The organism is Shewanella sp. M16 (assembly GCF_018224605.1).
Lineage (GTDB): Bacteria > Pseudomonadota > Gammaproteobacteria > Enterobacterales > Shewanellaceae > Shewanella > Shewanella oncorhynchi.
Map to the genome: position 1 here is coordinate 38,304 of NZ_JAGTUL010000021.1, position 12,563 is coordinate 50,866.

At 46.7% G+C, this 12,563-nt stretch carries 10 protein-coding genes and 1 riboswitch; of the genes, 7 read left to right on the forward strand and 3 right to left on the reverse strand.

Annotated elements, in window-relative coordinates:
• Nucleotides 1-72: 72 nt before the first annotated feature.
• A riboswitch (Lysine riboswitch) is annotated at nt 73-269 on the reverse strand.
• A 95-nt stretch (nt 270-364) separates the two neighbouring features.
• Both KFE26_RS14780 and KFE26_RS14785 read right to left on the reverse strand, forming a co-directional pair.
• Nucleotides 365-1,291, reverse strand: a complete 927-nt coding sequence (locus tag KFE26_RS14780; RefSeq protein WP_212600856.1) for an electron transfer flavoprotein subunit alpha/FixB family protein — start codon at nt 1,289-1,291, stop codon at nt 365-367.
• Nucleotides 1,292-2,041 (reverse strand): electron transfer flavoprotein subunit beta/FixA family protein, encoded by a 750-nt coding sequence (locus tag KFE26_RS14785; protein WP_028761124.1) that lies wholly within the window; start codon nt 2,039-2,041, stop codon nt 1,292-1,294. It abuts the gene before it with no gap.
• A gap of 310 nt (nt 2,042-2,351) precedes the next feature.
• Here KFE26_RS14785 and KFE26_RS14790 point away from each other — a divergent pair, with 310 nt between their 5' ends.
• The 7 genes from KFE26_RS14790 to KFE26_RS14820 all read left to right on the forward strand — a co-directional run bounded on the left by KFE26_RS14790 (nt 2,352) and on the right by KFE26_RS14820 (nt 11,390).
• Complete coding sequence (locus KFE26_RS14790) at nt 2,352-2,744, forward strand: H-NS family nucleoid-associated regulatory protein (protein WP_028761125.1); 393 nt, start codon at nt 2,352-2,354, stop codon at nt 2,742-2,744.
• 216 nt (nt 2,745-2,960) lie between these two features.
• A complete protein-coding gene (locus KFE26_RS14795; RefSeq protein WP_212600857.1) occupies nt 2,961-6,050 on the forward strand; it encodes an amidohydrolase family protein in 3,090 nt (1,029 codons plus the stop codon).
• Nucleotides 6,050-7,396 carry an amidohydrolase family protein gene (locus KFE26_RS14800; protein WP_212600858.1) on the forward strand — a complete coding sequence of 449 codons (1,347 nt, stop codon included), beginning with the start codon at nt 6,050-6,052 and terminating at the stop codon, nt 7,394-7,396. Before KFE26_RS14795 ends, KFE26_RS14800 begins: the two co-directional genes overlap by 1 nt.
• 78 nt (nt 7,397-7,474) lie before the next feature.
• On the forward strand, nt 7,475-7,855 hold the full coding sequence (rcsF, locus tag KFE26_RS14805) for an Rcs stress response system protein RcsF (RefSeq protein WP_113940978.1): 381 nt from the start codon (nt 7,475-7,477) through the stop codon (nt 7,853-7,855).
• Between the two features lie 192 nt (nt 7,856-8,047).
• Nucleotides 8,048-8,782 carry a tRNA (N6-threonylcarbamoyladenosine(37)-N6)-methyltransferase TrmO gene (gene tsaA, locus KFE26_RS14810; RefSeq protein ID WP_212600859.1) on the forward strand — a complete coding sequence of 245 codons (735 nt, stop codon included), beginning with the start codon at nt 8,048-8,050 and terminating at the stop codon, nt 8,780-8,782.
• Nucleotides 8,783-9,412, forward strand: coding sequence for an acyltransferase (locus KFE26_RS14815; protein ID WP_105252033.1), 630 nt, complete (start codon nt 8,783-8,785; stop codon nt 9,410-9,412).
• A 262-nt stretch (nt 9,413-9,674) separates the two neighbouring features.
• Complete coding sequence (locus KFE26_RS14820) at nt 9,675-11,390, forward strand: proline--tRNA ligase (RefSeq protein ID WP_168824371.1); 1,716 nt, start codon at nt 9,675-9,677, stop codon at nt 11,388-11,390.
• Nucleotides 11,391-11,530: 140 nt separating this feature from the next.
• Here the strand turns inward: KFE26_RS14820 and KFE26_RS14825 are convergent, their stop codons facing one another.
• The gene (locus tag KFE26_RS14825) at nt 11,531-12,412 is read right to left on the reverse strand and encodes a helix-turn-helix domain-containing protein (RefSeq protein ID WP_212600860.1); all 882 of its coding nucleotides are present in this window, start codon (nt 12,410-12,412) and stop codon (nt 11,531-11,533) included.
• Nucleotides 12,413-12,563: the final 151 nt, after the last annotated feature.

Below are 12,563 nucleotides of genomic sequence, written 5' to 3' on the forward strand. Positions count from 1 at the left end.
TATCTTCGTTAAATACGAATGGAGGGCGACTGAACTGGTGGGAAAAGGCAATAGATACCCAAGGTCACCTGTCCTATCAGTAGCGCTCCATAGTAACTATTCCCAATATCCATATCGGAAAATACTATGGCAGTGCTGCACCTATTAGGTACAACCCCAGCAGTTGATCGTGATAAATCGAACCACTTCGGCACCAAATCCTTTCGCAATCGATCAACGGAATCACCCTACTGATCACTACTAATATTTGGCGCGCCTCTACTTCTAAGAACGCCCTTGCACGGGCGTGAGGCACATAAAAACATAAGCGGCTTAGCAGATGCTACCGCAAAGCCACTTAATGTGACCTAGATCACAGATAAAATCAACTGAGACTTGTAATCAGCTCAGGAACCGCCTCAAACAGATCAGCAACGAGTCCATAATCGGCAACTTGAAAAATCGGCGCTTCAGGATCTTTGTTGATTGCAACGATGACTTTAGCGTCTTTCATGCCGGCTAAATGTTGAATCGCGCCAGAAATACCGACGGCAATATACAAGTTTGGCGCAACGATTTTACCGGTTTGACCCACTTGTAAATCGTTAGGCACAAAACCTGCGTCAACTGCAGCGCGTGATGCGCCAACTGCTGCGCCGAGCTTATCTGCAAGTTGCTCCAACATGCCGAAGTTTTCACCACTGCCCATGCCTCGGCCACCAGATACGATAATGCCAGCATTGCCTAACTCTGGACGGGCAGAAACTGTCAGCGATTGAGAAACAAACTGAGTTCTCGCTTCAAACACTTTATCGAGTGTCGTCACAGCCGCACTGTTACCTTCTGGCGCAGCGTCAAACGCACTGGCGCGCACTGTCATCACTTTAATGGCATCATGGCTTTGCACTGTCGCTAAGGCATTACCCGCATATACAGGGCGCACAAAGGTGTCCGCATTGACGACGGTAATAACTTCTGAAATTTGCGCGACATCTAATAAAGCCGCCACGCGCGGAAGCGTATCCTTACCTAAACTTGAAGCAGAGGCCAGAATGTGGCCATAGTTTGGCGCTAAGTCCACCAGCAATTTGGCAAAATTTTCCGCTAAATGCGCTTCATACACGCTGGCATCGGCAACGAGTACTTGGCTAACGCCTTGTAGTGCCTGCACCGCTTGGACAACCGCGCCACATTGGTGACCCGCAACTAAGACATGTACTTCATCGCCTATGGCACGGGCGGCGGTAACAATTTTTGCCGTATCGAGTTTCAGTGCAGCATTATCATGTTCAGCTAATACTAAAATGGCCATTTAGATCACCTTCGCTTCATTTTTTAACTTTTCAACTAGCTCAGCTACCGACGCTACCATGATGCCCGCTTTACGTTCAGCTGGCGGAGTGACCTTCACAATCGTTTGGTGACTCTTTAACGTCACGCCTAAGTCTGCCACAGTAAATACTTCTAATGGCTTACGCTTGGCTTTCATTATGTTAGGCAGTGAAGCGTAACGGGGTTCGTTCAAACGTAGATCAGCGGTCACGACAGCAGGTAAAGGCAGCTTGAGAGTTTGCATGCCGCCGTCAATTTCACGGGTGACTTGTAATGTATTCGCTTCTAATTTGATTTCTGAAGCAAAGGTCGCCTGTGGCATATCCATTAACGCGGCAAACATTTGGCCAGTTTGGTTATTATCACCATCGATGGATTGCTTACCAAAAATCACCAGCTCTGCTTGTTCTTTGTCTTGTACCGCTTTGAGCAATTTGGCAATAGACACTGGCACGAGCTCTTCTTCAGTATCGATATGAATCGCACGATCTGCGCCTAATGCAAGCGCGGTACGCAGTTGTTCTTGCACGGCTTTATTACCAATACTAACAACAACCACTTCAGTAGCGCTACCCGCTTCTTTTAAACGAACCGCTTCTTCTACTGCGATTTCACAAAAAGGGTTCAACGCCATTTTTAGGTTTGCAGTGTCAACACTTGTATTGTCAGCTTTGACCCTGACCTTCACATTGGCATCAACAACGCGCTTAACGGGCACCAATACTTTCATAGGGTTTCCTTCCTACACTTTCATGTACATGGACAAAACATTGGTTAATACCAATGCAGGATAGAGCAACTTTACGTCCTGTTAACGTTAACGTCAACCAAAGTCAAACGCCTGTTTGTATTTTTTAATCCGCTGCAACGGCCACTTTTTTGGACACTTATTTGAGGGAATAAGAAAAGTTCAAAAAATAAATAATATTTAATTTCCTTAAAACGCATAATTTTATTTGATTCGAGCTATATTAGTTTCTATCATTTAGGTGTTGTTCACCATTATCCTGTATTAAAAATAGAGTGGGACGAAAATAGATATGAGCGAATTTTTAGAGATATTAACTCACGGCCGTCGTTTTAAAGCTGCAGTAAAAGAACTTAGCGTTGAAGAGTTACGTGATTTAGCCGACAAATTAGATAAAATTTTAGTAGAACGCGAGTCTATGGCTGAGGAAGAAGAACAAGCCATGGCAGCTCGTAATGCTAAGATTGAAGAAATCCGTCAACAAATGGAAGCCGTTGGTTTATCAATTGATGACTTAGGTGGCGTAGCTGTTAAAGCTGCTGCGAAGAAACGCGCTCCTCGTCCAGCCAAATACCAAATTGAAGTTGACGGTGAAATGGTTCAATGGACTGGCCAAGGCCGTATGCCTACCGTATTTAAGAACGAGATCAACAAAGGTCGTTCTATGGAAGATTTCTTAATCTAATCCAGCCAAGTGTGATGGCGCTAATTTGCCAACACCAGTTTGCATAAAAGCTCGCATTAGTTGCGAGCTTTTTTATATCCATCAATCATTTCAAACTTAAACGACAGCCGTTAATTCCGCACCTCACTCCCACTCAAATTACGTTACAATTCAGCCTTAGTATTTACATCTGCTTTCAGTTACTCTTTGTTCACCCTCACTCGATTGAATAAAATAATGCAGATAAACAATAAGATAATGATAAGCTGCAGCATAATCGCTAGCTTAGTATCACAAACAACATTTGCCCAGCTCAATACTGGAACAACATCCAGTAAACTCACTGCATTTACCCATGCTGAATTAATTATTGCACCGGGAAAGCGTTTAAGCGATGCCACTTTATTAATTGAAAATAATCGAATTAAAGCCATTATTGAGCACAACGACATTCCCGCTGGCGCATTTAGAATCGATTTGAGTGGTTATACAATTTATCCCGGATTTATCGATCCTTTTACCGATTATGGGATTGAGTTCGAATATCCCAAACTTAAGCTCACTCGCCCCGTCTATGATATAAAACGTATCGGTGGTAATGCGGAAAATGGTGCAATTCATTCTGAAAAAGAATGGTTTAATTACGTTTACCCCAATAAAGAACGCGCAAAAGAGTGGATTAATAATGGTTTCACCAGTGTGCAAAGTAGCAAACTCGACGGTATCTTCCGTGGGACGGGTGTCAGCCTTTCATTAGCAGACAAAACGGCTAATGAAGTGATTTATCGCGCCCGCAGTCAACCTTTTATGGCATTTGATAAAGGTTCGTCTGAACAAGATTATCCTTCATCATTAATGGGCAGCATTGCACTTATTAGGCAAACCTTTGCCGATGCAAATTGGTATAACCAAAATAAAAACAAACCTGCCAATGGCGCAATAAACAATCAAGTCGAATTTAATATCGCCTTTGAGCGTTTAGATAATTTAGCCGATAAGCAAATTATCTTTGAAACCAAAAATCTCAACGACCAATTACGTGCAGCCCATTTACTCAAAGAACATAAACTGCCAGCCAACCTACTTGGTAATGGTCAAGAATACTCACGCATCAATGAGTTAAAGGCGCTGAACTATCCGTTGATCTTGCCTTTAAACTATCCGCAGGCACCCGATGTCGGCACAGATGACGCTGATCGTGAAGTATCACTGGCGGATTTAAGACAGTGGGAACGTGCACCAACCAACCCTGCGGTGGTAGCTAACGCGGGTATCCCCTTTGCGTTAACGCAGTTTGGGATTAAGACCGATGCCTTCTGGCCGCGCCTACGCCAAGCCATCGCCCAAGGTTTAAGTGAAGAAAACGCTCTCGCGGCACTCACCACCCAAGCCGCAGAGATGACAGGCACCGCCGACTTTACCGGTAAACTCGCGCCCGGTTATATGGCTGACTTTGTTATCACTAAAGGCAATATCTTTAAAGATGGCCAGATCTACAGTGTTTGGTTGCAAGGTCAGGAGCAAAGTCTGCGCTCACTTCCCCAAGCACGATTACTGGGAGATTACCAATTAAGCCTCAATAACCTCACGCTAGATTTATCGCTACATGATGAAAGTAAAAGTGATAAACCCAACATCCAAGGCAATTTAAGCAGTGGCGAACAAAGTATCTTACTCACCCAACTTAAGTTAGATGATAACGGAAGATTGAGCTTTACTGCCGATTTGAGCGCCGCAGGCATTAATGGCCTTAGCCGCTTTACGCTGTGGATGGCCGATGACGGCATTCAAGGTCGTATGGTCGATGCAAAAAGTCGCACTACAAATGTTGCCGGTGTCGCTTTAACTCAAACTGCAAAGCTCAAAAAAACAGACCAAGCAAACAATCAAGCTCCCAAGAATGAAGCCAACACGAGCCTAGTGAGTCACCTCACCTTCCCTAACGTCGCTTACGGACTAAGCGAAGCACCTAAATTGGAGAAGCTACATATCAAAAATGCCACCCTGTGGACCTCGGATAAGCAAGGCATTCTCGAACATGCTGATCTCTTGATGGCCAATGGCCGCATCGAAAAAATTGGCCAACAATTAAGTACGCCATCAGGTTATCAAGTCCTCGATGCAACAGGTAAACATCTCACCGCCGGCATAGTCGATGAACACTCGCATATCGCCATTAATGGTGGTACTAACGAAGGAACAGACGCAGTAACCTCTGAAGTACGCATTGGCGATATTATTAATCCCGACGATATTTCAATCTATCGGGCCTTAGCGGGTGGAGTCACCAGCGCGCAATTACTCCACGGTAGCGCCAACCCTATCGGTGGCCAATCACAACTGATCAAGATGAAATGGGGCGAGCCAGCCGAACAACTCAAATTTGCTAACGCGCCCGCCAGTATCAAATTTGCTTTAGGTGAAAACGTCAAACAGAGTAACTGGGGTGAGAAATTTGTTCAGCGCTTCCCCCAGACTCGCATGGGAGTCAAAGCCTTATTTGAAGAAACCTTCGACGCTGCTATCGCCTATGAAAAGGCGTTAAAAACCTATGATAATCTGCGCTCCAGCGATAAAAAGAAAACCGTCGCTCCGCGCCCAAGTTACCGTCTGCAAGCAGTGGCCGAAGTATTAAATCAGCAGCGTGATGTGCACATTCATTCCTATGTGCAGTCAGAAATCCTGATGTTTATCCGCTTAGCCGAGGCCTATCACTTTAAAGTACAAACCTTTACCCATGTGCTCGAAGGTTACAAAGTGGCGAGTGAACTGGCTACCCATGGTGCTGGCGCCTCGACCTTTGCCGATTGGTGGGCCTATAAGTTTGAGGTGTATGATGCGATTCCGCAAAACGCGTGCCTGATGCAAAACAAGGGGGTGACCACCAGCATTAACTCAGACGATTATGAAATGCAGCGCAGACTCAACCAAGAAGCGGCTAAGTCTATGATGTATTGCAATATGTCGAAGGAAGACGCTTGGAACATGGTCACTATCAATCCAGCCAAACAATTAAGAGTCGATGAGTTTGTGGGTTCACTCACCCCAGGCAAAATGGCCGATATCGTACTCTGGAACGCAGAGCCTCTGTCTATTTACGCCAAAGTGACGCAGGTATGGGTTGAAGGAAAACGCTATTTTGACCGCGACCAAGACCAAGTTGCCCAGCAAGCTGTGGTGAACGAGCGAGCCGCACTTATCCAAAAAATTCTCAGCAGTGATGACCAAACTAAAGCGGGTGAAAAAGTCACGCCACTCAACGAGCCACAGTGGCACTGCGACACCCACTATCAGGCATGGGGCCACGCTCATGAGGGAGCCAAATAATGCAACATTTATCTAAAACCGTTTTGTTTGTGGCGCTATTCGGCGCAATTTGCATCACGCAGGCCCCAGTTATGGCCAATGATATCGTACCTACGCCTAAACAAAGCAGCAGCGTACTGATAAAAAACGCCACTGTGCACACAGTCACTCAAGGCGTGCTCAGCAACACAGACGTCTTGATTGAAAATGGCAAGATCACGGCAGTTGGGCCTCAACTGACCAGCCAAATCAACAATGCAACCGCAGAAACCAGTGACACTCAAATCATCGATGCCAGCGGTAAACACTTGTATCCGGGCTTAATCGCCCTAGACACCAGCTTAGGCTTAGTCGAAATTGAAATGAGCCGCCCAACGGTCGATAACGCCGAGGTGGGCTACATCAACCCACAGATCAGCACGGCCACAGCCTATAATCCGGATTCGGAGCTCATCCCGACCATACGTTACAACGGCATTACCCACGCACAAATCGTCCCGAGCGGTGATGGGTTAGCTGGACAATCAGTACTGGTGGATCTCGATGCATGGACGATTGAAGATGCGCTGACGCCAAGTGCTGGACAGTTCCATGTCTATTGGCCGCAAATCAAACGCATGCCAGAAGATGAAAAAGAGAAAGCCAAGGCCATCGAGAAAAATCAGCAGGCAATCGACAAGCTCAATATCGCCTTTGAAGATGGCTATCGCTATTTCTTAAGTGATAAGGCCAACGGTAAAGACAAAAACCAGGATGAAGATCCGCAGTCCGCGACCAACAACCTGCGCTGGCATGCCATGTTGCCGCTATACCAAGGCAAAGCGACACTGTTTGCACATGCCGACAGTGTTGGCCAAATTGAGCAAGTGATCGCCTTGACGAAAAAATACCAATTCAAACTGGTAATTGTCGGCGGATACGATGCATGGCGTTTGGACTCAAGCCTAAGGGAAGTTAAGGCTGGAGTCATTTACCCCCATACCTTGAGTCTGCCTAAACGTAAAGATGAGCCAGTTGATTTACCCTTTAAAATCCCATCTTTACTCGCCAATGCAGGTATTCCCTTCGCCCTTGGGTTCTCATCGGACTGGAATAGCCGTAACCTCCCCTACGCCGCAGGTTACAGCGCCGCCTATGGTTTAACGCCTGAACAAGCACTTAAGTCCATCACCTTAGATGCCGCAAAACTGGTAGGTGTGGAGGATTTAGGTGCGATAGCGGTGGGATACCAAGGCAGTGTCGTGCTGTCAGAGGGGGACATTCTCGACCCTATGACCAATAAAATTGAGGCAATCTGGATTGAAGGGCGGCAGATAGATCTGAATAATCGCCATCAGCAGCTTTATCAAAAGTACCTTAAGCGGTAGAATTTACTCAGATAATAATATCGCATCAGCGCAGCCTACAAAGGCTGCGCAGTTTTCTCCTCAACCTCAGGTCAAACCATGAAAATTATCCTCTCAAGTGCATTAGTGCTCCTGCTCAGTGCCTGTGCAAGCGACTACAGTTTTAACAGTAATTTGGACAGTGAGGCGATTAATGATTATTTCAAGGCATCCGATGTCATCCTTTATGAAGGCGATACCTTGCCGAAAGGTCATTATGAATTAAAAGGATTGGTCGAAGGTGAGTCCTGTCAGGCCGATGCTAACGGTGCGCCCGCGTCGCTTGCCGATGCCAGAACCGAAGCCCGTCGCAATGCGGCAGATAAAGGGGCTAACGGCATTATCATCAAGCAATGTGTCATATTTGAAGAAGCAGCCCAAGGTTGTATCAGCCGCGCATTATGCGTTGGTCAAGCAGTAAAAACGGCTACAACAGAGTAAGCCTCACGCATATTAAGCATACTGCTCGCGGCGTGATCCTATAGTGTTATAAGATTGCCCCTATCAACCGCTTAATGGCTAACGCTTCATGACCAACGCTGCATTATTAGCACACAAAGATGGGCCTTAATGATGAGCTTAGAATGATGAACTTAGGCGGTTGTTATACTTACCCTTTAGGTAATTTTTTGCATGACATTTACCAACCAAATTATCGCAGTGGCAACATGCCGCACGCCCTATAAACAAAAATTTGGCATTCCAAGACAACCCGGACTTGTTGAAGCGCGCGGCTATGTCGAGCTCGAGCCCCATGTGAATCATATCGATGCGGTGCGTGGCATAGAGCAATATTCACATCTCTGGTTACTGTTTTGCTTCCATGAGAATCTTGCCCAAGGTTGGAAAACCACAGTACGGCCGCCGCGTTTAGGCGGCAATGAAAAACTCGGCGTGTTCGCCACTCGCTCCACTTTTCGCCCCAATGGTATAGGTCAGTCTGTAGTGAAATTGCACGGCGTAGTGCAGCGCAAGGGCAAAGTATGCCTCGAAATTTCCGGTATGGATCTGCTCGATGGCACACCGATAATTGATATTAAGCCATACATTCCTTTCTCAGATTCGATTACCGATGCTGTAGGCGGCATTGCCCAAGACGCGCCTAAACTGATTTCAGTGGTGTATTCTGACCATGCCAAGGCACAGATTGAGCGTTACGCCGAGCAGGAAACCTACACAGATTTAGCCGTACTTATTCGCGGAGTGCTCGGCCAAGATCCACGTCCCGCCTACAAAAAAGCCAAGGACGATCCTAAGTTATATCAAGTCGCCCTCTATGATTTAGATGTGTTCTGGCAAATGGCGGTCGATGACAATGACCAAGAATACATCTTAGTATTGGAACTCAAACCGGGGAAATGTGGCTAAATGTCCGCGCCAACGCCTACATCAAAACCTGATTATCAAAGCCAGCATAAAAAGCGGCTCTCTTGGATGCCGTGGCTGTATTTTTCTTTAAAAGAGAAACATTTAATCTGGGCCAAACCTTGGCAAGACGATATTCAAGCAAAACTTTGTGCCCTCGAAACGGTAACTATCGGCGAGCACTGTTTTATCGCCCCCGAAGCTCAGTTATTTGCCGAACCCAATCGTGATATCCGCATAGGTAATCGCTGCATGATCGCCGCCGAGTGTTTTTTGCATGGGCCTATCACGCTAGGGGACGAAGTGGCGATTAATCATGGTTGCTCCTTCGATGGCGGCAGAGTCGGGATTCAGATAGGCAATCAAACCCGCATCGCCAATAATGTCACCCTTTACGCCTTTAACCATGGCATGGCGCCAGATACCCCCATATATCAACAAGCTGCCAACTCCAAAGGCATTGTTATTGGCAAAGATGTGTGGATTGGCGCTCAGGCAGGCATAGTCGATGGTGTGACCATTGGTGATCACGCTGTGGTGGGTATGGGCAGCATAGTAACGAAAGATGTGCCCGACTGGGCGATAGTGGCAGGCAACCCCGCCAAAGTGATTGGTGATAGACGGGATAAGTAAGCAGTAAGGATTATCTTGATACTAGCAGTGACGAAGTCACGCTCTAACAGCACAGCGCTCTTCCTTTAGTTATCCGTTATCCGTTATCCGTTATCCGTTATCCGTTATCCGTTATCCGTTATCCGTTATCCGTTATCCGTTATCCAGCATCAAAAAATGCTATTTATCTCCCAGCTAGTTGAATTTAACCTAAATCCCTAGGTGACATCACCAAAGCAGGTGATAAAATGGCGACCATTCAACTCAAATTTGGACATCGGTAATGCGCGTCAGCAAGTACCTGCTATCAACACAGAAAGAAACTCCTGCCAACGCAGAAGTCATTAGTCATCAATTAATGTTACGTGCGGGCATGATCCGTCGTAATGCGTCGGGCCTTTATAGCTACCTTCCCACGGGCTTACGTGTACTGCGTAAAGTCGAAGCCATTGTTCGTGAAGAAATGAACAAAGCCGGTGCAATTGAAATTCTAATGCCTATGGTGCAACCGGCAGACTTGTGGGTAGAAACGGGTCGTTGGGAAAAGTTTGGTCCCGAGCTGTTACGCTTTAAAGATCGTCACAATCGCGACTTCGTACTGGGGCCAACCCATGAAGAAGTGATCACCGATCTCATTCGTAAAGAAGTCAGCTCATACAAGCAATTACCGCTGAATCTTTACCAAATCCAAACCAAATTCCGTGACGAAGTTCGTCCACGTTTTGGCATGATGCGCTCACGCGAATTCTTGATGAAAGACGCTTACTCTTTCCACCTTGACGTCGATACCATGAATGAAACCTATGAGGCTATGTACACAGCCTATAGCAACATTCTATCGCGCATGGGCTTAGCTTTCCGCCCAGTTTTAGCTGATACGGGTTCAATCGGCGGCAGCATGTCACACGAGTTCCATGTTCTAGCACAAAGTGGTGAAGATTTAATTGCTTACTCAACAGGCAGCGATTATGCGGCTAACATTGAGAAAGCCGAATCACCTATGCCAACTGAGCCACGCGGCGCAGCCACTGAAGCATTGCGTTTAGTCGATACCCCAAATGCGAAGACCATTGCGGAATTAGTTGAGCAGTTTGGTTTGGATATCACTAAAACGGTCAAAACCTTGATCGTTAAAGGTGCGACCGAAGCCGCTCCGCTAGTGGCGTTAATCGTTCGTGGCGACCATGAACTAAACGAAGTCAAAGCTGACAAGTTAGACTTAGTCGCATCACCATTGGAAATGGCGCCAGAAGCGCTGATCCGTGACGCCATTGGCGCAGGTCCTGGCTCACTTGGCCCTATCGGTCTTAAAATCCCTATCGTTATCGATCACAGCGTTAGCGTCATGAGCGATTTTGCCGCCGGTGCTAACGTTGATGACCAACACTATTTTGGTATCAACTGGGAACGCGATCTGCCGACAGCGCAAGTTGCCGACATCCGTAACGTAGTCGAAGGCGAGCCAACACCTGATGGTTCAGGCACTTATGCTATGGCACGCGGTATCGAAGTGGGCCATATTTTCCAACTGGGCACTAACTACTCTAAATCGATGAACGCGACTGTACTTGACGAAAATGGCAAGTCACAGGTGCTACTGATGGGTTGTTACGGTGTCGGCGTGAGCCGTATTGTGGCAGCAGCCATCGAACAAAACTTCGATGACCGTGGCATCATTTGGCCAGAAGCGATTGCGCCATTTAGCGTGGGTATTCTGCCAATGAACATGCACAAGTCGCACCGCGTAACCGATATCGCCGAGCAGTTATACAAAGACTTAAATGAAGCGGGTATCGAAGTGTTATTGGATGATCGTAAAGAGCGTCCAGGTGTGATGTTCGCCGATATGGAACTGATTGGTATCCCACATACAGTGGTGATTGGCGATCGCAATATTGATGCTGGCGTATTTGAATACAAAAACCGCCGCACAGGTGAAAAACAAGATATTCCATTCGATCAACTGCTCGACTTCCTGAAAAACGCAGTTAAAGGCTAAGCCTTAACGCGAAATGTAGACAAGCTGAAGATCAAAAACGAAACGCACTTGAGCCCAGCTTAAGTGCGTTTTTTATTGGACTTTTTATTGACCTTCATCGTTCACATTGGCTCGCAACATGACTTTTTATATGCGGCTGTTTACCGCTGTATTTTGGGCAAGGTATTTTGCGCTAACAGGTACTGACTCGGAGCGACACCCATCAACTGCCTAAACATATAACCAAAGGCTGAACCCGAGGCATAACCTAAGGATAACGCTGTAGTGAGCACAGATTCACCTCGGCTGAGCATTTGAATCGCCACCTGCAATCTAAGCCTTTGCAACCATTGGCTATAACTCAGCCCTGTTTGCTGTTTAAATAATCTCGCTAACGTGCGGGCAGAGGCACCGACCTCCCGCTGCCAATCAACCAAAGTACGTTGCTCACTTGGATCGGCAAGCAAAGCCTCGGTAATGCGCAGTAATTTTTTATCCCTAGGATAAGGTAAATCCAAGGCGACCTTAGGGGCGAGTACCATAAAATCACGGATCACCATCAAGAGCCGCATGACGCGATCCTTAAAATCGGGATCAATTAGCCCAGCCTCACTCTTCACTAAGGCATTAGCCTCTTGCAGCAATAACTGCAAAACAGGCTTCACACTCAAACAAGTGCAGTCGGGTGGAAACCCGCCTATCCGGGTTTCATCCAAATACAGACTACTCAATTGCACCTGACCTAGCGCGATAACCTCATGATCGACAAAGGGAGGCACCCACACCGCTTGCTCAGGCGGCACAATGTAACGCCCCGCAGGCGTGATCACACTCAACACGCCTTGACTGGCATAAATGACCTGTCCCCAGGAATGACTATGGCGCTGCACATGTTCAAACGGCTTGAGTGTTCGCTTAAGCAACATGATGGAGGCACTTAGCCCTGCGGCGGCTAAACGTGAAGGTGCGACCTGCGTGTGCTGAGTAATATGCAGCTGGGATAAATGCGTGTCAGTGACTTGATTCAAGATGTTATCGCCCAAAGTGATTTTTATATCGAAGCTTCTTTTCGTATTATCGAGCCTCTTCCCTATAGAAGCGCCTCTTTGTTTAGAAGCACCTTTTGTAAATAAGTGTCTTTTTATCTAGACATTAAGTCAATCTATCGAGCCTAAGCCAAAGCAGCAAACGCTA